This is a genomic window from Fuerstiella marisgermanici, assembly GCF_001983935.1.
GTDB classification, from domain to species: Bacteria; Planctomycetota; Planctomycetia; order Planctomycetales; family Planctomycetaceae; genus Fuerstiella; species Fuerstiella marisgermanici.
Genome location: NZ_CP017641.1, coordinates 8,056,690 through 8,081,296, shown reverse-complemented (window position 1 = coordinate 8,081,296; position 24,607 = coordinate 8,056,690). Strand labels below are relative to the sequence as shown.

At 54.7% G+C, this 24,607-nt stretch carries 17 protein-coding genes and 1 pseudogene; 12 read left to right on the top strand and 6 right to left on the bottom strand.

Translation table 11 applies throughout. From position 1 onward, the window contains the following. The first annotated feature begins 456 nt into the window (after positions 1-456). The 8 genes and pseudogenes from Fuma_RS30455 to Fuma_RS30425 all read left to right on the top strand — a co-directional run bounded on the left by Fuma_RS30455 (position 457) and on the right by Fuma_RS30425 (position 10,571). Positions 457-2,631 carry a recombinase family protein gene (locus Fuma_RS30455; RefSeq protein WP_077027443.1) on the top strand — a complete coding sequence of 725 codons (2,175 nt, stop codon included), beginning with the start codon at positions 457-459 and terminating at the stop codon, positions 2,629-2,631. Next, positions 2,628-2,972, top strand: coding sequence for a hypothetical protein (locus tag Fuma_RS30450; protein WP_077027442.1), 345 nt, complete (start codon positions 2,628-2,630; stop codon positions 2,970-2,972). The genes Fuma_RS30455 and Fuma_RS30450 overlap by 4 nt, the downstream gene beginning before the upstream one ends. A gap of 51 nt (positions 2,973-3,023) precedes the next feature. Further along, positions 3,024-3,590 (top strand): annotated as a pseudogene (locus Fuma_RS36925) (hypothetical protein); the annotation flags it as partial. A 30-nt stretch (positions 3,591-3,620) separates the two neighbouring features. Beyond that, the gene (locus Fuma_RS30445) at positions 3,621-5,402 is read left to right on the top strand and encodes an NHL repeat-containing protein (RefSeq protein ID WP_229360781.1); all 1,782 of its coding nucleotides are present in this window, start codon (positions 3,621-3,623) and stop codon (positions 5,400-5,402) included. Positions 5,403-5,415: 13 nt separating this feature from the next. Further along, complete coding sequence (locus Fuma_RS30440) at positions 5,416-6,816, top strand: SdrD B-like domain-containing protein (RefSeq protein WP_077027440.1); 1,401 nt, start codon at positions 5,416-5,418, stop codon at positions 6,814-6,816. A gap of 97 nt (positions 6,817-6,913) precedes the next feature. Then, complete coding sequence (locus tag Fuma_RS30435) at positions 6,914-7,555, top strand: S1 family peptidase (protein WP_077027439.1); 642 nt, start codon at positions 6,914-6,916, stop codon at positions 7,553-7,555. Beyond that, positions 7,539-7,859, top strand: coding sequence for a hypothetical protein (locus Fuma_RS30430; protein WP_077027438.1), 321 nt, complete (start codon positions 7,539-7,541; stop codon positions 7,857-7,859). The genes Fuma_RS30435 and Fuma_RS30430 overlap by 17 nt, the downstream gene beginning before the upstream one ends. Positions 7,860-8,486: 627 nt before the next feature. Next, positions 8,487-10,571 carry a PKD domain-containing protein gene (locus Fuma_RS30425; RefSeq protein WP_077027437.1) on the top strand — a complete coding sequence of 695 codons (2,085 nt, stop codon included), beginning with the start codon at positions 8,487-8,489 and terminating at the stop codon, positions 10,569-10,571. Here Fuma_RS30425 and Fuma_RS30420 read toward each other — a convergent pair. Further along, positions 10,552-11,724 carry an ISAs1 family transposase gene (locus tag Fuma_RS30420; protein WP_077022421.1) on the bottom strand — a complete coding sequence of 391 codons (1,173 nt, stop codon included), beginning with the start codon at positions 11,722-11,724 and terminating at the stop codon, positions 10,552-10,554. The genes Fuma_RS30425 and Fuma_RS30420 overlap by 20 nt on opposite strands. Before the next feature lie 253 nt (positions 11,725-11,977). On the opposite strand from Fuma_RS30420, the gene Fuma_RS30415 reads away from it, so the two are divergent. After that, the gene (locus Fuma_RS30415; protein WP_145944467.1) at positions 11,978-15,940 is read left to right on the top strand and encodes a PKD domain-containing protein; all 3,963 of its coding nucleotides are present in this window, start codon (positions 11,978-11,980) and stop codon (positions 15,938-15,940) included. 212 nt (positions 15,941-16,152) lie between these two features. On the opposite strand, the gene Fuma_RS30410 is transcribed toward Fuma_RS30415, so the two are convergent. After that, a complete protein-coding gene (locus Fuma_RS30410; protein ID WP_077027435.1) occupies positions 16,153-16,893 on the bottom strand; it encodes a hypothetical protein in 741 nt (246 codons plus the stop codon). 716 nt (positions 16,894-17,609) lie between these two features. On the opposite strand from Fuma_RS30410, the gene Fuma_RS35510 reads away from it, so the two are divergent. Beyond that, positions 17,610-17,783, top strand: coding sequence for a hypothetical protein (locus Fuma_RS35510; protein ID WP_158521190.1), 174 nt, complete (start codon positions 17,610-17,612; stop codon positions 17,781-17,783). A gap of 343 nt (positions 17,784-18,126) precedes the next feature. Here the strand turns inward: Fuma_RS35510 and Fuma_RS30405 are convergent, their stop codons facing one another. The 4 genes from Fuma_RS30405 to Fuma_RS30385 form a co-directional block, all read right to left on the bottom strand. After that, the gene (locus tag Fuma_RS30405) at positions 18,127-19,104 is read right to left on the bottom strand and encodes a glycosyltransferase family 2 protein (protein WP_077027434.1); all 978 of its coding nucleotides are present in this window, start codon (positions 19,102-19,104) and stop codon (positions 18,127-18,129) included. A gap of 945 nt (positions 19,105-20,049) precedes the next feature. Further along, entirely contained in the window at positions 20,050-20,469 is a 420-nt protein-coding gene (locus Fuma_RS30395) for a TadE/TadG family type IV pilus assembly protein (RefSeq protein WP_077027432.1), read from the bottom strand. After that, positions 20,466-21,590 (bottom strand): vWA domain-containing protein, encoded by a 1,125-nt coding sequence (locus Fuma_RS30390; protein ID WP_077027431.1) that lies wholly within the window; start codon positions 21,588-21,590, stop codon positions 20,466-20,468. The genes Fuma_RS30395 and Fuma_RS30390 overlap by 4 nt, the downstream gene beginning before the upstream one ends. 60 nt (positions 21,591-21,650) lie before the next feature. Continuing rightward, on the bottom strand, positions 21,651-22,058 hold the full coding sequence (locus Fuma_RS30385) for a TadE family protein (protein WP_077027430.1): 408 nt from the start codon (positions 22,056-22,058) through the stop codon (positions 21,651-21,653). A 762-nt stretch (positions 22,059-22,820) separates the two neighbouring features. Here Fuma_RS30385 and Fuma_RS30375 point away from each other — a divergent pair. Then, positions 22,821-23,234, top strand: coding sequence for a response regulator (locus tag Fuma_RS30375; RefSeq protein ID WP_077027428.1), 414 nt, complete (start codon positions 22,821-22,823; stop codon positions 23,232-23,234). Between the two features lie 328 nt (positions 23,235-23,562). Continuing rightward, positions 23,563-24,267 (top strand): hypothetical protein, encoded by a 705-nt coding sequence (locus tag Fuma_RS30370; protein WP_145944466.1) that lies wholly within the window; start codon positions 23,563-23,565, stop codon positions 24,265-24,267. Positions 24,268-24,607 lie beyond the last annotated feature (340 nt).

The window sequence follows — 24,607 nt, the reverse complement described above, 5'->3', positions numbered from 1 at the left end:
GGTCACAAGAACCTTGTCGCCGACAGCTTTGGTCACATTGCCAACGTGCGCACTCACAACTTAGAGCGTCTTTATTTGGAATCCACGTGCCTGTTGCAGAATCTGGGCTCAGTAAGGAGGTTCCATTACGCGCTCATCACAGCGTAATCAGACTGCCCCTGATGATTCGTATTGTTCAAGCAGCACGGAGAAGATTAGACTGGATTTAGCGGCGTTAAAGCAAGTTGCCGCCTGGTTTCATTCTCGACAGCAGATTCACGGAGGAATCCCATGCCAGAACTCTCCCAAAACGCCGACGGAGCCCCCCGCGCGGGCTGATTTCGAGCCATCCGGCCTCGACGAAGACGATCCCGCTCGATCGAATCTGGGCCGTCATTCCCGATCAGCAGCGGCTGACGGTTGTTCAGGCGATGACTCGGATGCTGGTTGATTCGCTTCCTCAGAAGGAGGCGAATCATGATTGAAACGCCTTCACCAACGCCCGCCACATCGCCGCAGACCTCGTCTCCAAAGCACAGCCCACCCGCTCGACCCGATGTTCGGGCCACTCTGCTGAGCACCAAAGTTGCGGCCAATCATCTGGAACGTCTGGCCATTGTTTATGTTCGGCAGTCCAGCGCGAAGCAGGTTGAGGAAAACGTCGAATCGACTCGCATGCAGTACCAACTCGTCGACCGTGCCGAATTGCTCGGGTGGCCGCGAGAACGGGTGAATGTCATTGATGATGACCTCGGGATCAGTGGGCGGACGATCGAAGCGCGGCCTGGGTTTCAAAAACTGCTGGCCGAAGTGTCACTGGAACATGTCGGCATTGTCCTTGGTCTTGAAATGAGTCGACTCGCCCGATCGTGTCGCGACTGGCATCAGCTACTCGAACTCTGTTCGGTGTTTGGAACACTGCTGGCCGATGCCGACGGCGTGTATGATCCGCGAGACCACAACGATCGCCTGCTGCTCGGCTTGAAGGGAACGATGAGCGAAGCGGAACTCCATGTTCTTCAGGGACGGTTGCGAGCCGGACAACTCAACAAAGCGCGGCGTGGTGAATTCTTCACGCACGCGCCGATCGGTTACGTTCGCACCGAAGATGGCCTCGCCAAAGAGCCCGACGATCAGGCTCGCCAGGTGGTCGAACTTCTGTTCGAAAAGTTCAGCGAACTTGGTGCCATGACGGCCGTGATGAAGTACCTCACGACGAACAGCATCAAGGTTCCCGTGCGTGATCATCGCGGCGCAAACAAAGGTCAACTGCAATGGCGGAAGCCCAATCAGGCAACGATACTGTGCCTGCTGCATCATCCGATTTACGCCGGCGCGTATGTGTACGGTCGACGCGAATGTAACCGAAAGAAAGTTGTTCCCGGGCGGCCGGGAACAGGTCGTCGCTGGTCTGATCCGGAAGACTGGGAAGTGCTGATCAAAGACCGCCTGCCAGCGTACATCACGTGGGAGCAATGGGAGAAAAACCAACAAAAACTGCGGGAAAACAGCACTTCCTACGGCACCGGCGCGCCGCGAGGAACATCGCTGATCGCCGGTCGAGTGGTGTGCGGGCGGTGCGGCCGCCGCATGAGTGTTTCGTACGCGGGCCAGTCCAAAGCGCGGTTCACGTGCGACATGCAGCGAGCTCATTGGAGACTCAAACAGTGCCAGACGATGAACGCCGCTCCGCTCCATGAACTCATTGAACGCCAACTGCTGCAATCACTCAGCGCTGCTTCCATCGACCTGAGTCTTGCAGCCGCAGACGACATCGAAGCGGATCGCGCGAAGGTGGCAAGGCATCATACACAGACGGTTGAACGTGCCGTGTATCAAAGCGAACTGGCCCGACGTCGTTACGAAGAAGTCGACCCGGGCAACCGACTTGTTGCAGCAGAACTTGAACGTCGCTGGGAAACTCAGCTTGTGGCACAACGTCAGGCGGAAGAGTCGTTGCACCGTTTCGAACAGGAACAGCCTTCGCGACTGAGCCGCCTGGAAGAAGAACAGATTCGACGGCTGTCAAATGACATCCCGTCGCTGTGGCAGGCGGCGACAACGTCCGGCGTCGATCGTCAGACCGTGTTCCGAACTCTGGTTGATCGCGTCGAAGTGGAAGTCATCGGCCGCAGCGAACGTGTTCGAGTCACCATGCACTGGGTGGGCGGCTTCGAAAGCCATCACGAAATTCGTCGCGGTGTTCATGAGTTCGAACAACTGGAATCGGCCGACGTGATTCGCGAACAGATCATCACCATGAAACGCGACGGCAGGACACATTCTCAAGTGGCATCGAAGCTGAATGCGAGCGGATATCTTTCGACTCAGGGAGTTGAATTCACGCGAGCTATCGTATCGAGTCTGAGTCGACAGTTTCGAAAACAAGGCTGCGACTTGTCGGTCCAAACCGGCACCTGGACGTTGACGGAACTGGCCTCAGAGGTCGGCATCAAACGAGAGACGCTCAACACATGGCGAATTCGCGGCTGGGTGCATGCGGATCGCACCGGTCAGCGGTGGTTTTTCCGAGTCGACACGGAAGAACTATCACGTCTGAAGAAACTGGCCGACTTCAGGCGACGACCGCTCCACAAAACACCGAAAGAACTAACAACCCCAAACCACCAAAAAGGCTCATCAAGCCCTTGAACAACAAGAGAGAAGTAATCGCATTATGCCTAAGCCTTCATGCCGAACCGTCCGAGGCGGTTGATGCAGAAGTCGATCAGCCAGAGTCCGTGAACGGCGGCAAAGTCCGCTTCGAATCACCCGGCGTTTACGCATCAATCGACATCCGTTCATCCAGCAGATACCTGGGACGTCCGCTGTTGTCCTCGAACGTCGTACTGTCGCCGCGACGGACTGATGGCCTTTTGAATGCCGACATGGCAAACTGCACACTGACGGTTCCGGCTGTCGTTGGATTGCAAAAGGCCACGTACAGTCGCATCAATCCAACGGTTATTGACGTGGGGCCGGATGCCCCATAGCACGTTGGCGAAAATTTAAGGCACGCCTGTCTCGCATCGTCGGCAACGCGAATGCCCTCCATCAATCATACGAGCACTGCAATGAAGATTATGGATCCATGCTGGCTCAACGTACCGACGCTGATTGTTCAGCGTCTTGCCGCCTATCAGCGATCATCGAGCTCCCGGCGCAAACGCTCGTGTGGCTCGTACGATCAGTTCATCGAGATGCTCGAGGTCCGAACGCTGCTGAGTGCGGGCACCTTGGACCCGACATTTGGAGATGGCGGCAAAATCCTGACAGACGTCCTCCAACCGAGCCAAGACGGAGGAGCCAACTCAGCCATCTATCAACCGGACGGGAAACCGATTGTGGTGGGACCAGGACCGTCAGGGAACATGGTTGCCCTCCGATACAACCTAGATGGATCGAGGGATGCCACCTTCGGTGATGGTGGAGTTGCACAGGTCAACTTCAGATATTCTAGCCGTGCCCGCACAGCTGCAATTGACAGCCAAGGACGAATTTTACTCGGAGGCGAGACTTCGGTAGGCGGTCAAGGGTTGGATGTGGCGGTCGCCCGACTCACGTCAGAGGGTCAACTGGACGAGAGCTTCGGCGATAGTGGGCTCCGTGTGATCAACTTTGGCAGCCGTGAGGATCGTGGGATGAGCATCGCAATCGACAGTCTCGATCGAGTTGTGATTGCCGGCTATTCCGATCAGAGCACGGGAACATACAGCGATTTCGACTTCGCTGTTGCGCGCCTCACCAGCGACGGAAATCCGGATCCCGATTTCAGCGGTGATGGGAAACAGATTATCAACATGGGGTCAATAAGCGACTACGGTCGTTCCGTGGCGATTGACGCCGCGGATCGCGTCGTTGTTGTCGGCGGCAACTCAGAGTTTTCTGTCGTTCGTCTGACTACGGCTGGAGAGCTCGATCCCAGTTTCGACCTGGATGGTCGTTCATCGCTCAAGTATCAGAATCGCACGAATACGGCCCAGAGTGTTGCGATTGATGATGAAGGGCGAATCTACATTGGTGGCTTCGCCAATTTGGGCACGACCGGATATGACTTTGTTGTTGCGCGAATGACATCGGATGGTTACGGGGATGGGACTTTCGGAGATGAAGGATTCCAATCGCTCGATTTTCACAGCTCCGTCGATTTCCTGACCTCGCTTTCCCTCGACACGCAAGGCCGCGTGCTCCTGGCAGGGCGGTCCACACAAGGATCGACGGAGAACGACTTCGTCGTCAGTCGTCTTACAACAGCCGGAATAGTGGACACGACGTTCGGTGATGGCGGGAAGCAATTAATCGATTTCGATTCGTCAAGAGATTTCACCGATAGCGTCACGACGAATAGTCAGGATCAAGTCCTGCTATCAGGATGGACGACACAACCCGAAACACTCAATGACTGGGCTCTGGTTCAGCTCACATCGGAGGGACAGTTTGACGAAACATTCGGCCAATCTGGCATTGTCTTAACGGACATTGGAGTCGGGGGCGGTAACGATCGAGACGCTGCGGTCACAGCGTCTCAGTCCGATGGCAAAGTGTTGGTCGTCGGACAGACTACATTCGGGCCTGCGGTGCTCCGTTATAATTCGGACGGGAGCATCGACACGACGTTTGGGGAAGACGGGAAGAAGATTCTCGATCTGCGTTCTGGAAGCACTCCCGTCAATATTACGACGGATCACGATGACCGAATTCTCGTGAGCGGGACGCCGGCAAGGTCGTTGGATTTTGGCGTAATAAGGTTGACGCCAGATGGAGATATCGATTCGACCTTTGGTACATCGGGAACCGCAACGGTCGATTTCGGAACGAATAGCGAACAGGTCAAAAGTGTTTTCGTCGATGCCGAGAACCGCATTCTGCTATCCGGGTACGCTTACACTCCAACTGGCAACCTCGATTTCGCCGTCGCTCGACTCACATCGGACGGAGCTCCCGACCCAAGCTTTGACTCGGATGGCAAACAAACCATCGACTTTGGGGGAACTTCCGACAGAGCGTACGCGGTTCAAACCGATAGCCAGGGACGTATCGTCGTGAGCGGCTATCTCCTCGATTCAGCGGTCCGAGACTTCGCTGCCGCACGGTTAAACTCGGATGGGAGTCTCGACGAGATGTTCAATGGCACTGGGACACAAATCGTCGATTTCTACGGGCGAAGAGACTACGGTTACGATGTGGCAATTGACAGTCAAGACCGCGTTGTGATTGCGGGTACGTCGCATGACCCATCAACTGGATACTACAGTTTTGCAGTCTCGCGGCTGACAGACACCGGAGGGTTCGACAGCGACTTCAGCGGTGACGGACGTGAGCTTCTCAATTTCGGAAGTGCGTACGATCAGGCCACTTCCGTCGAAGTTGGAAGTGGAGATCGCATTCTGCTAGGGGGGGTATTCCAACGACTGGAACAGTGACTTCACGGTCGCGTTGCTCGAAGCAGATGGCTCGCTGGACGCAACGTTTGCAGACAGCGGCGTACTCTTTATTGATTTCGGCAGCAGCAATGAACGCGGCCAAAGTGTAGCGATCGATTTGGAGGGACGGGTCCTCATCGCCGGTTATTCTTACCAGGGTTCCAATCGTCGCTATGACTTTGCGTTAGCGCGGATTAACGCGGAATTAAATAATTCCGCCCCAATCGCCAATGACTCGACGCTGGATATCGCTGAGAACTCTCCTGACGGAACGGTCGTTGGAAGTGTCGATGCATCGGACCCAGACAACGACAGTCTGACGTTCAGCATCGCCTCCGGCAACGAGCTCGGGGCATTTGCAATCGACAGCGCAACCGGCCAGATCACAGTCGCCGAAACTCGGCTGCTCGATTATGAATCAGTCGCTCAATTCTCTCTGGACGTGCTGGTCACCGATCGTCAAGGCGGAACTGCGACAGCCACTGTCACGGTAAACGTGCTTAATCAGGCCTCGATCACGGGACAGGTCTTCATCGATATCGATCAGAACGGAATACTTGACGGCAACGACACGGGAATTGAAGGAGTCGCCGTCGAGCTGACCGATCCATCCGGGGCGATTGTTGCGGTCACGACGACCAATTCAGAGGGCAAATACACATTTGAAGACTTAGACCCCGGAACGTATCTCATCAACGAGTTGCAACCGACCGGCGTTGATGATGGACCTGAGGTCCTCGGCAACCTCGGTGGTACCATTGTTCCGGACGACCAAATTGAACTCTCGCTGCAACGAGTCGATGCGACGGATTATCTGTTCGCCAAATATGGTCGAGAAACCGTTCGCGCTGAGACCGCTGACGTTAGTTTTTGGATCAGCCGGAACGGACAGGAGCTGATCGCAGCGGGAGGTTCCTCACTGGCCAACTGGTTGACCGAAACATTCTCCAATGTCTTTGGCGATCAATTGGCGAATGGTTCTGGAGAAGATGTGGCAGTGTTCATAAAGCAACTCAACCGCGGCCGCGCGGGCAAGGTCGACGCGGAGTTCATGGCGCTTGCACTGTCCACCTACTTCTCGAGTTCGCGTATTTCGGGTAGTACGATCGCCGCTGAGTATGGCTTCACAGTCACAGATACGGGAATCGGTGCGGGGCTGGCCAACGTCGGATCAAGTGGAGCCGCCTTTGGAGTTGCCGACGGAACGGACCTGACCATGATGCAACTGCTGTCAGCGACTAATGCGCTGACCGACCGAACCGACCAGGAAGGTGGTTTCGCCGCCATTTACGATGAAGACGGAAACGGCTCCATCAACGCCGGTGAGGATCTTATGCGGCGGTTGGCAAAGAATCTCTACGCATCGATCAACAATGGTTCCGTTGTTCCCCGTAGAGCCGAGAAAATCCACTGAACCCAAAACGCTGCAAAAACACTGGAGTTACGGCTTGCCAGAGTCTCCTATTCTCAGCCGCTTGATTTCAACTACTTGCACGATTTTGGCGCCGAACATGCCCTTCCTGCTGCAGCCCTGGCACATTCTGCTTGCTGCACTCTGTGGCAGCGTGAACAAGCGACAGCAGCAGATCATCGAATTCCAGAATGCGCAGATTGAAGCTCTGCAGAAGAAGGTGGGAAAGAAACGGCTCCTGCTCAACGACGACCAGCGTCGGCTATTGGCCGTAAAGGCTCACGCCATCGGCCGCAAGGCTCTGCTGGAACTGACGACTATATTCACGCCAGACACGATTCTGCGATGGCATCGAAAGCGGCAGTCGGACATGAAAGTCCATTTGAATGACGGACGAACCGTCACCGCATCGGCTGCTGGTTGGTCGTCGGAATGGAGGCTCGCCGTAATGAAGATCAACGAACAAGGCCCGTGGCCTGCGATCGAACTAAGTTCAACCAAGGATTTGAGAGCTGGAGAACCTTGTCTGGTCATTGGTTACTCGCCACGCGGCGACACGAAATTCGATTCGTCACCGACGGCACGGTTTGGGTTCATTGACCGTAGCTCGCCTGGAGATCGGCGTGTAAAACGGCCCCACTTCGGGGGTTTGATCGGCGCTCAAAATGGATCCACCGGGATCGCGAAGGTACTGTTGAATTTGACAGTACCTTCGAGCGGCGAGGATGCTCAAGGTGGATGATTACGGACGGATTCGGCGAGCTCATCACGATGGCATGAGTCTTCGCGAGATGGCGCGGCACAAGACTCGAAAGACTCTGCGCGGCGGTCAGGCAGGGCCTGAAGAGTACGCTCGGCGGGGACGCCTATCAGCTCCGAAGCTGGGACTGTTCCATGATCGGATTCTGGAGATTCTGAAGCTGGATAAAACGGCTGCTCCGAAGCAACGTCACAAGGCGATGCGGATCTTTGTACGGCTGCGAGACGACGAAGGTTACATCGGCCAGTACGACGCGGTTCGACGTTTCATCAAGAAGCATCGTTAGTCGAAACGAGAAACTTGCATACCGCTGGATCATGCGGCCCGTCAGTGAGTAGAAGCTGACTTTGGTGAGATCTCGATCGACTTTCCGGACGGTCGACGGAAAGCCAATGTGTTGATTCTGGTGCCGTTGAATTGAATAGCTTATGCACAACTGTTCAGGTCGTCTGTTTGTTTAGAAGAATTCGACGCGTGTTCAGTTGTCAGGCTAATTCAGGCCTGTTATTCGTCTTGCTTCAACTATGAACACATGTTCGAAAAAGTTCTGAGGATCAGTGCTGTCGGGCCGGCATTGGTTCTGTCTCCAAGATTTCTTCATCAAACTGGATTCTTGTTTCTGGGTAAGCAGGATTTGCTTTTCGCAAATTGACTGCTCTGTTCATCAAGAAGTTTGGCGGTAACTCGGCCTCGATGCCTAGATGTTCCGACCGACGACGAGTGTTTTCTAATTCCATCCCCTTTGGGAGCGTGCGCAGAATAAAAAACGGCCGGTGAGTTCCCGTCGACAAACAGAAATCTCACCGACCGCATCGACGATGAAACGTGCATTACTGCGCGCCCACCGTTTACATGACGAGTTCTACGCTCGCTTCTCACACCAACCACCCAAAATTTGTGAGGAGTCCGATTTATGTTACTTTCTGGAAAACGAGCGTGGCGTCAGATTCTAAAAGGAATGACAGGTCGACGTGGTAACCGATCGCGCCAGTCTCGATTAAGTCGCGCCTCCAACACTGCGATCACAGCAGAGCTTTTGGAAGATCGCGCATTGCTGGCAACGATTGTCGGTGGCGATTACGCCGGAGGAAATCTGGCTCCGGCTGACGGCGACGTCCTTCAGGGGGCATTCACCAATGTAGGAAGCTTTGTGGTCGCACCGGGAACAACGGTATACGTTGGCGAAGGAATTCCGCTGTCAGTCGCCGCGGATTCAATTGCGATCGCAGGAACTCTCGACGGAGACGGTGCCGGCTTCGATGGGGGCAGCGGAGGTATCGGCAATGCAGGAAACGGGGTCGCAGGAAACGGCCCAGGGGCAGGACAGGGTGGCCTTTATGGCTCGGCCATCCATGCATCGGGCGGTGGGGGAGCCGGTTATGGCGGGCCAGGTGGAAACAGCGGCCAGTCTCTCAGCAATCCTCCGGCTGCCTTAGGTGGAGGAAGCTACGGCGTTACCGCTGCGCCGGGGATTCAGATGGGATCTGGTGGTGGTGGTGCTGGGAATCATGGCACTACGTCATCAGGGATCGGTGGCTCGGGTGGCGATGGCGGTGGGGCGATTGCCCTATCCGCGTCCATAATCGACGTTTCTGGAGCAATCACTGTCGACGGCCGTGATGGAGTTCAGGGCACCGCGTTTGGGATAGCCAGCGCATCCAGCGGTGGTGGAGGCGCTGGCGGTGGAATTTGGCTGGATGGCTACATTGTCCTAAATGGAAGCCTCTCTGCCTCCGGTGGCAATGGCTCCAACTTTGCGGCTGGCACACGTCTTGGATATTATGGGCAAGGCGGCGGAGGTGGCGGCGGAGGACGTATTAAGATTTCCGGTACAATCGACACAACAAGTGTCTTTACAACCTCAGTTGAAGGCGGATCAGCTGGCAGCTCCGACACTCAAACACGAACACCCGCTCGGATCGGCCAGTCAGGCTCGTTTTCCAACACGGCTGTGGCAGTCGACCCCAACTCCCCGCCGATCCCTGACGCCGGGGCTCCGTACACGGCCGACGAAGGATTCGCCATAACCTTCAACGCATCGGGTTCAACAGATCCGGACAATAACATCGCATCCTACGCGTGGGACCTGGATAACGACGGACAGTTTGACGATGCCGCAGGAGTGACCCCAACAGTCACCGGAGCGACTCTAGTGTCACTCGGTCTCGGTGACGATGGCTACTATCCAATCGCGGTTCGTGTCACCGACACCGATGGCGAATCAGCAGTTGCGACTTCCACACTGACGATCAACAACGTAACGCCCGAACTGGAAAATATCGCGATCACTTCTGTCGTGTCCGAAAATGACTCGGCAATCCTCACGGCAGAAATCGTGGACCCAGGCTCGCTCGACGTGTTTACGTTGGTTGTTGACTGGGGAGAAGGAGCTCCTGAAACATTCACAATTCCTGCAGGTTCCACGACGTTCACGGTCACGCACCAATTCCTTGATGACAATCCGACGGGGACAGCATCCGCCCCGTACAACGTGGAAATTCTGAGTTTCACAGATGACGATGGTGGCTCGGCGGGGCTTGCTCAGGGCGGCAGTATTTTTCTGACGGGCCACGACATCCTTTCTCATGGAAACCAGAATAGATACAGCGAAGTTGCTCTCGATTACCTGCGAGGTGCGGGAACCACCAGTGAGATTCCGCGATCGTCCTATCATTTGGGCGTGATTGCCATCAATGTGGATAGTCTAACTGGCGGATCCGTTTCGAACGGTCAGCCCGGGGTTGCCATTCAACCGTGGAGACTGTGGGAGCCGCGAGTGACTAACGCATTCGGTGGACGATCAACATTCACAATTGGAGCAGGTACCTCTGCGGCTCAGTTTGAGTCGTTCCTTAACACAATTGATGTTCTCGTCATTCCCGAACATGGTCTTGCCAATAACATCGCAAAATTCAACAGCTTCACGCCGGAAATCGAAGCGTTCTTTAACGCTGGTGGAGACCCAGGGCCAGCGCATACTAAGTTGTTTTGCCGGTAAGGATTTGCATCAAATAGTCAATGTTCCATCCGGCCATTCTTCTTTTCATGACGTTGCTTTGTTTGCCAGGATGTTTCTTGATGAGGCTGAGTGTGAGTCGTCTGAGCCATGACAAATTGTTCGCGAAGATTCGGTTTCGGACTCGACTCTCATCCTCGCGGTAGGTCATGTCGAGACTCCAGTGCAGCGTGTTTTCTATGGCCCAGTGACCACGAACCGTTGTTGCGAACAGCTCGCCTTTGCGACGCAGACTGCTGATGTAGTAGCGAACGTCAGAATGATGAATGCCGTCCTGCTCGTACATTCGGATCGCCGTTCCGATGGTCTTGAGTCCGGCCCATTTGTGGCCCACGTCAAAATCGACAGGCACGGTCGCCTGATAGTAGATTCTCTGTTCCTGCCGACCGTGTCCCTTCTCTGTTTCTTCATAGCGACTGACGGGACAGCGAGCGAAGTCATCCTCCAGGTGATCGAGAAAAAACTTCTGCACGACCTCATAGAGTTTCGGTTGGTTGCCTTTCAGGGCTAACACATAGTCTGCATTGCCAGACACGATCTGCTGCGCAATGTTTTTTTGACAACCCGCTGCGTCAATCGTAATGATCGCCTCATCGATATTGATTTCGTTCAGTAATTTCGGGATCGCGGTGATCTCGTTCGACTTCTCTTCCGTCGCCACCTGTCCCAGAGAAATCCCCTGATCAGAAGCCCACGCACTCACGATGAACAACGCACCCAGCCCATTCTTTTTGTCATGTGATCGACGGAGTGCTTTGCCATCAATCGCAATCTGTTTTCTGTAGCCTTCTTTCTGTTCGTCGGAAAGTCCTTCCAGCGATTCAATCCATTGCACGAAGCACGCTTGAAAGTCGTTCGGCTTCAGGAGAGAAAGGACGCGCCGGTACGTATCTTTTTTCGGAATGCCATGCGGAAGTGCCAGGTGTTTCTGCAGGCCATCGGCATTCAGTCGCGCCCATTCCGCAATCGCACTGGGGCCGTCGGCGTTGGCCAGCACTCCGCAAATGGCGATCACAATCACATCACCAAGCAGATGCAGACGATTGATGTTGGAACGCGGGTCTTTCAATTGATCAAAGTAATGAACAATGTTTCCTGTCAGCTCCTGGGTGACCGCCAGTTCAACTGTCGACATCTCTTGTCCTCTCCTCGTGAAGTCCGATGTTACGACACGAAAAGACTAACCAATACTCACTTGTCGCGCCAGCCTAAATTGCCCAAAGTGCGCGCTGGCCCTGGGTGGAGACCTGTTTGTCGATTCCAGCAATGCGCTCGACAATTACTACGACTTCCTGCCATCGGTGATCGGCGCCGACGGTCCTGGCATTAGTTCATCGAGTGGGTTTGCATTAACTCCGGAAGGATCAGCAATCGGCGTACAGCCGAACATGCTGAACTTTGCGACTCATAACACTTTTGTTAATCCGAATCCGGTCTTCACTGTTTTTGAGATCTATCAGCAGACCGGAAACGCAGTCACGGTAGGGTCGCAGAACGTTGTGATCAACAACGGAACGCTAGGCTCAGCACTTCAGGTGACCGTCAACAACGTCGCCCCCGACGTGGATGCCGGTGCCGACGAAACTCTGTTGCCGACGGTTGTGGGGGCATTCAGCCGAACGGTCAGCTTTGTTGATCCGGGTACTCAGGACGATCATGACGTCACGATCAATTTCGGCGATGGAACCGGCAATCAAACGTTCTCACTTCCTGCTGGTGATCGCAACTTCAATCTGAACCATACATTCACAGCAGACGGTGTTTACACTGTCAGTGTCACTGTGAAAGACGATGACCTTGGGACACATACGGACACGTTCGAAGTGACCGTGCTGTTGAATACACCTCCAAAGGCAGATGCAGGCGGTCCATACACTAACGATGAAGGCTCCGCGCTTACCCTGGATGCGACCGCCTCCACCGACGAGCAGAACAACATCACAGGTTATGCCTGGGATCTTGATGGAGACAGTCAGTTTGATGATGCCTTCGGTGTCAACCCAACGCTCACGGGAGCAACACTGTTAGCACTGGGGCTCGGTGATGACGGCGTGTATCCGGTGGCTGTGGAAGTGACGGACGCGTTCGGTGCGACGGACATCGCGGCAACCACCATCACCATCGCCAACGTTGCGCCTTCGCTGGTCAACCTGACCGTGACACCGGCGATTAACGAAGATGATTTCGCCACGCTCAGCGGTGAAATCGTTGATCCCGGTACGCTGGACGAATTCACACTGGTCGTTAACTGGGGCGAAGGGGCTGATGAGACCATTTCGGTCCCGGCCGGTTCGACCAGCTTCAGCGTGTCACATCAATACCTGGATGACAATCCCACGGCAACGCCTTCTGACACTTACGACGTAACGATCGTCAGCTTTGCGGATGACGACGGCGGAAGTGACAGCTCGCATTCCGCTCAGCCGACTGACGTCATTGTGAACGGTACATTCGCAACCGGTGACTTCACGGGATGGAATGTTGGAATCGACCCGACCCGTGCCGACGGTGGTCGCCCATTTGCAGTTGATGTTGGCGGCGATGGCTGGCTGGTCGGAAATTCCAGTCTGCTGCCCGGTCTCTCCGCGTTCAACGGATTCGACGGTGGCGTTGTGGGTTCAAGTGGCCCGCTGTATGAGGAAGATCTCGAATTTTTCCTCAATCAGCCGATTACTGTCGGCGGACCGTTATCTTCAGCTCTGCTGTCGTTTCAGTTTGATGTTGCCGGCGGGCCGGCCTTCAGTCTGAGCCGTTCGGGAGCCCCTACCGAGGATCGAGTTTTCTCAGTCCGGGCAACAGACAGCTCGGGAAATGTCCTGTCGACGTTCTACAGCTACACCGTGGCGGGCACGACTACTGACTCCAACCCGATTCAGAACGTGTCGATCGACATTTCATCACAGCTCAACGCGCTTGGTGCAGGCAATTACCTGCTTGAATTTCATGAGCTCATACCTCAGTACTTCACCGGTGGTGGCAGATTCGCCATCGACGACATTTCGCTTGAGATTGCTGAACCAGTGGTTCTGGCTGTCACCGTCAATAACGTGGCGCCGGTAGCCAGCGGACTCACACTGAATTCGTCGACGATTAACGAAGATGGTAGTGTGACCGTCAGCGGCAGCTTCACCGATGTCGGTATACAGGACACACACACGGTTATGATTGACTGGGGCGACGGAACATCGTCACCGGCAACTGTCACTCAGGCCGCGGGAACCGGCACGTTCACGGCCACTCACCAGTACCTGGATGATGATCCGACAGCGACAAGTTCTGACAACTACACAATCACGGCCACGGTGACTGACGACGACGGTGGAACCGACAGCGCTTCTGCCACACTCACCGTCAATAACGTCGCACCAACACTGGTACTGGACCCGGTGGTTGCCATTGATGAAAACGGTGTCGCAACGCTGACCGGAACGATCTCCGATCCCGGAACGCTCGACACATTTACGCTCGACATCAACTGGGGTGATGCACTCAGCCCGAACGATACCGAGACTTACTCCTTCTCAGCCAGTGCTTCCGGGACTCAGACATTCACGCTGACGCATCAGTATCTGGACGACAATCCCGCGGGTGATCCGTCCAACGTTTACACCATCGGCGCGACCGTGACAGATGATGACACCGGAGTCGGGTCGAATTTTGAAACTGTCACCGTCAATAACGTCGCGCCGACAGTTGTGATCGATTCAGTTGTCGCCATCGATGAAAACGGTGTCGCCACGCTGACCGGGACGATTACTGATCCCGGTACGCTGGACACGTTCACGCTCGACATCAACTGGGGTGATGCACTCAACCCGAACGATACCGAGACTTACTCCTTCTCAGCCAGTGCGACCGGAAGTCAGACATTCACGCTGACACACCAGTATCTGGACGACAATCCAACGGGTGATCCGTCCAACGTTTACACGATCGCCGCAACCGTCACCGATGATGACACCGGAATAGGCTCCGATTCCGAAACCGTCACCGTGAATAATGTCGCACCGGAAGTTGCTGTATCGCTGTCCGATTCCATCATCGATGAAGATGGCAGCACAACACTTAGCGGCACAATTACCGACCCGGGTACGCTGGACACCTTTACTCTGGACCTGAACTGGGGTGATCCGCTCTCTCCGGACAACATCCAGACATTCAGTCTTGGCAATTCTGTTCTGACCGTTGCGGTCGATGGAATCGACTGGAATCCCGCCACAAGGGAATTCTCTCTGGATCACCAGTTCCTCGATGATAACCCATCGGTGTCAGCATTCGATGATTACACCATCAGTGTCACCGTCACCGATGATGACACGGGAGTCGGCAATGACAGCGCAAACATCACCGTCAACAACGTGGCGCCGGCCAATCTTGAAATCGACAACCCTGTTGAACATTGCGGTAACGGCACCGAGAGCGAGCCCATCACCATTGATTTGGACTTCACGGATCCCGGTTCGCTGGATGAGCATACCGTCACCATTGACTGGGGCGACGGGAATACGGATGTCATCGTCATGACGGTCGGCGACAGAGCACTGTCTGTCGATCACACTTATGCGGCAGGAGGCGTGTACTATGTCGACGTCACTCTTGAAGATGATGACAGCGGTGTGGATACCGCCTCAACAGTAGCCATTATTTCCGGTGTCAGCATTCAGGAGGTCAACGGCGAGCAGGTGCTGCAGATCATCGGCACTGCCGGCGAAGACCACATCAGTGTGAATCAGACCGGAAACGGTCTGCTCAAAGTTCACTGGGACTTGCTCGGTGATGACCCTCGCGTCTTTAACCTGGCCGACGTCGAGCGCATCATGTCGATCCTGTGCGATGGCGATGACCACCTGACCATCTCCGGCAAGGTAACCCTGCCCTCGATTATCGATGCGGGTGCGGGCAACGACCACGTTAATGGTGGTGCCGGCATAAACATTATTCTGGGTGGGGACGGTGACGACCACCTGAACGGCGGCGACGCTCGGGACATCCTGATCGGCGGCGAAGGCGCTGACCGACTTGTGGGCGGCCCCGGATATGACCTCATGACTGGTGGAGTCTATACAAACGGCGCGGGTGACCAGAGACTGCTTGCCAATTACGACTCGTTGCTCGCAGCACAGAATCGCTGGCTGGACGATATCGACGACATTCTAAGTGGCGACGAAGACCCGGAAGACGATGCAGTTCTGGCCGCCTTTTATGCTTCTGTCGGCGACGACAATGGCGCAGAAGACAAAATCACCGGAAGTTCCGGGTTCGACTGGCTGCTGTTGTTCGAAGGCGACCGATTCACCGATCAATCCTCGAATGGAAACGGCAACGGGGGAGGCAAGGGAAAAAACAAATAGTTACTTCGACCGTTTGTGCGACCTCAACCACGCGCAACTTCGTCTTATCGGTACAAACGGCTCTGATGCAAGTACTGCACCAGAGCCGTTTTTTATGCGCGGGATCTTTGAACCTTTCGCGTATTCGTGTGTACTCAGCCGACGGACATGCGGCGCATTGGATTCTTAGTGGACTGGAACGGGCTGGCTCAGAATTGAGTCGACGTTGACGCTCAGGGCACCGCGGAGCACGTGCGAGTCAGAGATACGGCGGGCTGCACAGTCAGATGTCGGGAATTTGGCCCACCGGTCATTTTTGCGCCCATGATGTGGACACCCACGAGCTTCACAATGGTGTAGGTCGCGTTGTTTCCCTGTCCGGTGACAAAAATGAAGATCGGAATGGCTCTGACCTGACCAATCATATCTTCTAACGCGTCTTTGATACCCGCACTGATTCCGGTATCGCCATTCAGGTACAGCGCACCGCTGGAATTGAATGTGATTTTGTTGTCCGGAAAAAACGACAGATCATAAGAGTTGAGACCGTAGCGGATCTGTCGCTTGAGATCCGAAGTACTGTTTCCCGCGTGACCCAAGTCAACCGTTCCGCGATTACCGGGTGTCAGTCTGCTATTCAGGTCCGGGTAGATGTTGATTTCGAGAACTCCGTCTGATTCGCCTGATTTCACAACCCGGTCAGTAGTGTTCCATGTGTAGTCGTCTTCGAACAAATCTGCATTGGCCCCCTGTCCCGTCGCGCCGTTGCCGCACGCTGATGATGTGTTCGTTCCGTAAATCTGGTCCAGAATGTTTGACCATGATCCCAGATCAAGCGCAATCGGAAGAAGGTGAATTGTGTCCGAAGGCGGAGTCCCGGGGGGAAGCGTGAATCCATTGCCCGGTTGTGGAGCGTAGACGGAAGTTGTGGTCAGTTCGAAGTTATCACGTCCCAGAATCTGGGCGAATGTCATCGGCAGCGCAGTTGTTGTGTCTAAATTCGTTCTTCTGACATGACATTGATTTGGCGCATTCTCAAGTTCGTTGGATCTTGACGGATTCCGCATCTTGGGATTGCAGAAGTGAATGGTCAGTGACAGTACTATCATCTGAATTGAAACCGGCTTCAAGAGTCGAGCATCGCCTCTACGAATGCCTGTCAGACAGTCGGAATATCTTCAGCATCCTGGGTCTCAGCTGTCGATAATCCTGGCGAGGCGACACCGGGAAAGCCTTGAGGTTGAAGAGAATTACGCCACTTCGGCGCAACTGACCGAGTGCAGTCCATGCGGCTTAGATCAGCCGAACATTGTCATCCGCTTGAATGCATTTGATTAACAAATTCGGGCCCTGCCCGGAACATTGGTGGTGACTAAGGACGAACCGACATTACGCACGAAAACGGATCTGCTAGAAGCGGCATTTCGACGCGTCACAACTGCGTTCGGTGGTCACGACCGAATACGGCTCGGCGTGTCGGCCAGGACAAAAGTTGCGGCTAATTTCTTCGACGCTCAAGAAATGCCTCCTTGGTCATTAAGCTTGCCCCTAGTCTCGCTATGCTTCCCGCTATTCCTAATTTTCAAGTCCTCCTGGGGATGGCACGCCGACTTTTGGCCGAGATTCCTCCGGGAGCCGTCTTCAGAAAGTCCAAGCCCCGGAAAACGAGAAATAGAAAAAAGGGCGCTGAATGACAAACGGTTGTTCACTGGCCGAAGGCGTGAAGGTGCCTTCGAAGCTCACAGAAAAAGAGGACGACTTCAACTTTGGCGCAAACGATCACCAGATCCCTCCAATGCTGCCAAGTTGGCAAGTCATCCCGCCGCAGCTGCCAGTCCAGCAAAACGCATCCAACCGCCAATGACCAGCCTCTCCCAGTCATCACTGGCTGCCGCCCCGAAGTCGCCACTGCCATCAAGCGAGTCTCCCCCCAAGACAACTCAACGGCATCGAACCCTACACCGTCCAGGACATCATGGAACAAGCCCCCGAACATTGGCTCGACCTCAACGGATATGCGTAAGCCGCATGCAATGACCGCACGGATGTCATCGACCTCTGCTTTCAGATTGTACTTGTGCACTCTACGACGATTGGGAGAATCTGGTTGTAATCCTCAGGATCAAACCCCAGCTACGGGCAAGCTACGGTGACTCGGCAAATGCTTCCTATTCAAGTGGGGTTTGGAGCCTGCAACGAAAGCGTTCTTACGTCAGTTGGCGTGGAATTCTCATAGCAGTCGATGTGTCCGCCAGTTCTGAATCCGTATTTACCGGGTCGCCGCTGGCGACCGTATTCCAGCGCCGAGTCATTGCCTTGAGTGCTATCTTGATGAGTGCCTTCCACGTCGTCTTACAAAATGGCCAATAAAAAAGGGACTGGCAATACCAATATAATGCGTGGCCCGGATGAGCATCTTCGGCAAACCACGCGGAAGTCGCCATCACCTTAGCTCGTGCCCGTCGCGCTACGGACCAGGAAATGGAGTGGTTTTTCTTCAGTGAAATCGCCTCGTCCAGTGTCTTCCACCTTTGCCGCGCCATGGTGAGGTGGGCCTTTGACAATGAACCGTCCTGCCAACGGTATCGTGTCAGTGGTTCCGGCACGACTTCGAAGTTTATCCTTGCCGCGGCGATCCTAAGCCACAAATCCCAGTCTTCGGTTCCGCAGTACTCCGTTCGAAATCCTCCCACAAACTGAAACAATTCCCGGCGAAGCAGCACGCTCGACAGCGTGATGAAATTATCCAGCAATAGAGCTTCCAGAACGTCGCCTCTGGGCATCCCTCCGACCGAAGATCGCAGTTCCGAGACATGATCATCGCCAAAGTTCCTGGCGTCTGTGTAAACAAACGGTGAATTCGATTTCTGAGCCAGTTGGAGCTGACAACTTAACTTCGTTGGTTCCCAGACGTCATCGGCATCAAGGAACGCGATCCAGTCATGGCTTGCCAGCGACACTCCAAGGTTTCTGGCGGCAGCCGGACCGGCATTGGATTGCGACACATAACGAACCCGATCGTCAAAGGATTGAGTGATTGACGCGGTATTGTCCGTCGAGCCGTCATCTACGACCATCACTTCCACGTCGCAATCAACCTGCTGCAACGCACTCCGGATTGCTTCCTCAATGTGCAGTGCCGCATTGTATGCTGGCATCACGACCGTTACCAATTGCCGATTCATCTGAGACACCGTTCCAGACCCGCAGGATGATTTGTTTCCGCTGTAACTTGTGTCACGTTTGCGGTCCACACATCGGTTATCGAAGTCAGTACTTCAGAATATTCGAACCCGGCGGACGTTTTTACAGTCTGTTGAATTTGAGATACACAGCCGCTTCTGCGTAAATCATGCCCCGACGTTCAGAACACCAGGCACATCTTTAGTCTGCGCAGAATGGCACAGTGGTGAGAATCCAGCGCGGCAGTGTCACCGACCATTCGAGCGACCGCTTGGAATTGGTTGCTCTGGGAACTCGACTCAGCGACAACGCGACCCCATGCGGACAGCACGTGACGATTCTGACATCGTGTCCGATGGGATGAAGAACCAACGCAGCTTGGCAGATGAGACGGTTGAGCGAAACGTGGGCCGAGCACCAAACGCTTGTATCGCGTGCAGACCGCATTCGAACCGAGGCTGCTCGCGGCTGAATGGTCAAACGTGAGCGAAGATTTGCGACGCACGTCAGGCCGATCAAAGCCTAATGGAACAGGGTTCCTCGCCGAATCGATTGCAACAAGAGTGTAAGTGCCGGAACTGATTTGGCGTTGGATTCTGAGGTGCCGATTGCTTCATCGCCAAGAAACTCAAGCACCGGAATACATTCCGATTCCGGACAGTGCCGGATGACAGCGATGATTGGCAGATGTCCGGATTGAAAAGCCGCCAGAATCTGATTCCGAGTCAGCCGGGGCAAAGCTGGCCCAGGGGTCTCGACAATGAATTGCTCGCCCTTAACCATTGCTCACGTTGCTCCGTGTGAGACATGCGTCACTGACCAATTGGAGACAGGCAAATGCATTTGGAGAGTGCTCATGGGCACAAACCGCATAAACGAGAGTTTTCGTGCGGATCGGTATGCCATCGTCTATTCTCAAAGTTTCCCTCGTCACAGCCAGAACCAATCTATCGATTTGCCGCAGAACGTTGCAGCGCACAACGTTTTTCCAGAGTCCGAGTTGTCAGGTAGGGCACCAGACCAAAAGAGTTGTCACTTAACGGGACATTGATGGCGACCTCAACAATCGCTGTCTCCGGGAGAATGGTTTCCGGTGTGACCGTGATTGTTGCGTTCCTGATTCCGACGGCGTCCAGAATCTGCTGAGCCGCTGCTGTAGCCTGATTCGATGTCGCTCCGGGCACTGTTACTGCTCGAGCTCCCTCGTAGGCTGCATTGTCGACGGACGATCGGATCATGTTGATGCGGTGCAGCTCGATCGAACCATACACCAGAATGATCAGAATCGGCGTCACGGCCGCAATCTCAACTGACAACGTGCCGCGCCATTTGCCTTTGGGTCTTCTGAAATCTCGTAGACGATTCATTTGGTCAGGACCACTGGTAGTGTGAGTGCGAGCTCGCGGAAGGCAGCTTCAAGTTCAGCTTGGTTTGAGGCATGAATGTGTTTACCACCTGTCGTGGCAGCAATTCTGTCCATTCCGTTGAGATCAACCGAATCAAGGAGCGAGACTACGTGAATGATGATGTCCAGGGACTTTGCTCGGTTTGCCGCATTGATCGGATTACTGCCAACTGTCCATCGACCATCGGTGAGAAGCACAATCGACCGCTTTGCGAGGGGGCGACTATCATTGACCAGCAGGTCAATAGAGGCGTCCAGGCCTGCATTCATATTGGTGCCTCCGAGCATTGGTTCGGACGCTCGCTGATTGAGTGCGTCGCGTATTTGCTGATGAGTTCCGTCAAGCAGAACATCCATGAAAGTTGCAACCTCTGTTTTGTTGCATAATCCGCCTTCGTAGTCGTCCAAGGTGATCTCGGAACCCCACGAGAGCATTGCGGTTCTCTGCAGTGCACCGTTTGTCGCACAGACCGTAAGATAAGTGTCGATCGCACTCATGGTTGCCGCCCACCGACTATACGTATCGTTCGGTGGGTAGCAAACGGGATCGGGCGACGTTGGCGTGCCGGAAGGGTAGCTCCAGTCCGTACCGCTGAAATCAAAACACATAGAATGCGAACGGTCGACAGCCAGAACGACATCTTGGCTAAAGTGACTGGCGACGGCCGTCTGTCGAGGCGCGAACTTACTCGTCCCAAGGAATCCCCCAAACAGCAGATCGATCGCCCCCGCGCTGGTCGTGTCACTTTTGAATGCCGTTACCTGAACCGCCGTCGCTGGCGTAAGTCCCTCCGTGAACACCCAGGTTCCGTCTTCCTGATAGATGGACTGGCCAACTGCGATGTCATTCGATGTCAGAACCAGCGGCTCACCTGCGACAGTATTCAACGACGCAATTCTGATCGCGGCTGCCGCTGCGTCCGTTTCGCTTTGAGTGCGCACAAGTGCCTCAGCGCCAGCTTTCGCGGCGGCGTCTGCTGCGGCGCGGAGTTCGGTTCTTGCCAGCTGCATGAAAGCAACATCCACACCAAAAACCGTTGCCCCAATAATCGCAAGCAGGGCAACCATGACAAGAAGCAGCATCGCCCCCGCTCGTTTTGGGATTGCACTGCTCGATGACGGAACGTGACATCGCATCGTAATTCAGTTCCTCGTTACTGTGACCGCACATCGAACAGTTGTTCCCGCCGTGAAGGTGCAGAATCCGGCACTATTGGAAGATGCCGGGGCTGACACGGTCACTGTGATCTCTGTCCCGGGAGCGGTCACTGCCGTAATGCTGGGAGAAATCGATATTGTCGCGTCCGCTGTTTCTCTGGACTGCAACACCATCGTGCCGCAGGCCAATGCATCGGCTTCTGTTTTGCCGGTGGTTCCCGCCGCCGCGGCCGTCTCATACGCCGCCAGCGTCAATGTCTGTTTCAGATGTAGAAAATGAGCTGCTTCAAAGCCGGATATCGCGATTAACACGACGACCGGCAAACATACCGCCAGCTCAACAGCAGCAGCGCCGTTCTTTTTCCGATCATGATGTGAAACATTTCGACGCATACAGAAAACGTAGGTCAGCGAATCATGCCAACCTTTATCCTCAGGTCACGGCATGCGTGTTTATTCGAACAGCGTGCGGGGTTTGAGGATTTTGCCGTCTCGTTGTCTTGAAGCAGCGTTCGCTCTCCCCATGCACCCAATGCGCTTCAATTCCTGCTGGGCCGATTGGCGCATTGGCGGCACCTACTGATGGTGCGGCATGACGAAAGGTCATTTCTTTCGAACGCTGCGTCTTGTCAGGAGCATTGCTACAACTCCACCGACAAGCAGCATAGCCGCACTCGGTTTGGGAACTGCTGTACCAGCCAGTCCCATGGAATAATCCAGAGATCGCGGGGCGAAATTCGTTCCCCCGGCTGTCCAGAAAAGGAAGCCGTTGTCGGTGTTTACAGCCGAGTCCCCGGTGGCGTTGTATTTGAGTGTTGCTTTGTTGTAAGACGCGAGCACACCGGAACCCGCCTTGCCAACGACCGGCGACACCGACAGCCAATACCGACAGGGGGCCAAGCTAGACGTTGAGACCGGCCACCTCAATTCTGTATTCACCCGCACGTTGAGTTCCTGGCCGGCCTATGGACGTTAGCGAGAAGCACGGCGATTATTTGACACGGTTATCATTTTCCGGTTTATTTCCCCCACTAAACTTCACCGTTGCCACAAGGTTGTGGCTCGCTTCGCCGTAACAGAAACAGAACAAGAGGTCTGCTTTGCGCGGGTTGCAAATTGAGCGGGCCGGTTCAATTCGGAAGGATCGTGCAAACCATGGGCGAGTCAAATGAACAACTCCAACTTATCAGCCGGCTGCGGAACAAGGGACCAATCAGTGTCCTGATCGCGGACGACGAACCAGCAATTCGCCGGATTGTCTGTGTCTTTCTCAAGGAGATCAACTTCTCGGCAACGGAAGTCACAACCGGCCTGGAACTCATCGATAGCGCCTTGGGCAATCGCCCCGATCTGATTCTGACAGACGTTGAAATGCCGGGACTGAGCGGCTTGGATGCCGTTGCCAGGCTACGCGACAGCGGACTTTCAACCGACACTCGTACTCCAATAGTTATGATGTCGGCCACCCACGATCGCAGACAATGCATGGAGGCCGGCGCTGACGATTTTTTGAGAAAGCCCATCGTTGCCGAAAGACTCTTCGAGACAATCGACCGCGTGCTGACATAAGGGGCCTCGGTGTTGAGCCCCCACAAACCTCTCGGCAACGCATCGCAAGGCGGCTCGCTCTGCCATACCCGGGGCAACACGTCTTGGCGAATCATGCAGTTCACCTCATCGCCTTGTCGCGGATTCGCCTCACCGGCAATCGCAAAGTTCAATCGCCTGACGCCAAGTCAGCCTTCAGCGTCAGCGGTTGCAGAATATTCTCCACAGTGGCGGAAACCGTTTGACTGAGCCTGCTACCTAGCTCGATAATCGGTTCCCTGCATTCGCCGAACGTCGTTTTGGAGGTCTGAATTGAATGAAGACAAAGAATCACCAGTGCCTTGGAATTGTGATGGCGGTCATTGTAATTTTTTGTGGCGGTCATGACTCCACGGCATCTGCTGATCTCATTACTTTTGCATTTGAAGCCGTTGCTGACAGTCCGAGTAGTACGTTGCCCTTCGGTGCGGGGCAAACGATAAGCGGTAGCTACACGTTTGAATTGGACACCGCTCCCACGACCACACCTGCGGCAAACACTTTTACTTTTTACACGGATGCAATTACCAACTTCGATATCACCATTGATGGATTTGGCACTGGCAACGGTGGTCCCGGTGGTGACATTCTTCTCGGCGACCCTGTCCAAACCAGTGGGAGCTTTAACTTTCTATCAGACAAATATGTTGTCAACTCGGCCGTCTCCGGAATTACGGTATTCAGCAGCTTCTACAACGCGAACCGCAACTTGGTTGGCGCCCAATTGAGCCTCCAGGACCTTGATCAGCAAGGCCTCGATTCAGAAGACTTGGTGGCCACGCCCCCGGACCTGACATTCTTCCTCGATAACACCGGCCCAAACTTCGATTCGGATCACGCGATTCTCAATCTCTCGTTCTCCACGCCGGGTGGTGGTGCTGGCTCAACGTCATTTCGGCTAACATCACTCACAGCCGTTTCGCCGGTTCCCGAGCCAAACACCACCGCGATGCTTCTACTATGTGCCGGCTGCTCGGTCCTTCGCACCGCGCACCGCCGTCGGACAAGCGGATAGAAGACGGCAAGGTCAAAGAAGTCCGCGAACTCTCACCCATTTGTCACCGTATTGCATTGGGGCGATTCCCCACCGCCTGAGACCACCATAGACCGCTTAATTAACGGCCAAGAATGCTAATGGACCATCGGGCGTACTTCGGGGCCGCAGATTTCACTGCTGCAACATTTCACGGGGCAGTTGTGACCTGTAGCTGCTCCACTTGGACCGTCAAAACAGTTAGAAAATACGATTTAACCCTATCGGCTCGCGTTCCTTTGAATTTCTTTTGAGGCTGTCAATTCTGTTCCCTACTTCAAGATGGCGGTATCAGTTGGCAGCCAAAATTGGTGTACGGTTG

What these genes read in the sequence shown, in the direction of transcription:
- Fuma_RS30395 (WP_077027432.1), bottom strand. Translation starts at nt 20,469, where the DNA reads ATGAATCGTCTACGAGATTTCAGAAGACCCAAAGGCAAATGGCGCGGC.
- Fuma_RS30455 (WP_077027443.1), top strand. Translation starts at nt 457, where the DNA reads ATGATTGAAACGCCTTCACCAACGCCCGCCACATCGCCGCAGACCTCG.
- Fuma_RS30410 (WP_077027435.1), bottom strand. Translation starts at nt 16,893, where the DNA reads ATGACATTCGCCCAGATTCTGGGACGTGATAACTTCGAACTGACCACA.
- Fuma_RS30425 (WP_077027437.1), top strand. Translation starts at nt 8,487, where the DNA reads ATGTTACTTTCTGGAAAACGAGCGTGGCGTCAGATTCTAAAAGGAATG.
- Fuma_RS30435 (WP_077027439.1), top strand. Translation starts at nt 6,914, where the DNA reads ATGCCCTTCCTGCTGCAGCCCTGGCACATTCTGCTTGCTGCACTCTGT.
- Fuma_RS30415 (WP_145944467.1), top strand. Translation starts at nt 11,978, where the DNA reads ATGCTGAACTTTGCGACTCATAACACTTTTGTTAATCCGAATCCGGTC.
- Fuma_RS30375 (WP_077027428.1), top strand. Translation starts at nt 22,821, where the DNA reads ATGGGCGAGTCAAATGAACAACTCCAACTTATCAGCCGGCTGCGGAAC.
- Fuma_RS35510 (WP_158521190.1), top strand. Translation starts at nt 17,610, where the DNA reads ATGACAAACGGTTGTTCACTGGCCGAAGGCGTGAAGGTGCCTTCGAAG.
- Fuma_RS30420 (WP_077022421.1), bottom strand. Translation starts at nt 11,724, where the DNA reads ATGTCGACAGTTGAACTGGCGGTCACCCAGGAGCTGACAGGAAACATT.
- Fuma_RS30405 (WP_077027434.1), bottom strand. Translation starts at nt 19,104, where the DNA reads ATGAATCGGCAATTGGTAACGGTCGTGATGCCAGCATACAATGCGGCA.
- Fuma_RS30430 (WP_077027438.1), top strand. Translation starts at nt 7,539, where the DNA reads ATGCTCAAGGTGGATGATTACGGACGGATTCGGCGAGCTCATCACGAT.
- Fuma_RS30385 (WP_077027430.1), bottom strand. Translation starts at nt 22,058, where the DNA reads ATGCGTCGAAATGTTTCACATCATGATCGGAAAAAGAACGGCGCTGCT.
- Fuma_RS30445 (WP_229360781.1), top strand. Translation starts at nt 3,621, where the DNA reads ATGAGCATCGCAATCGACAGTCTCGATCGAGTTGTGATTGCCGGCTAT.
- Fuma_RS30390 (WP_077027431.1), bottom strand. Translation starts at nt 21,590, where the DNA reads ATGCTGCTTCTTGTCATGGTTGCCCTGCTTGCGATTATTGGGGCAACG.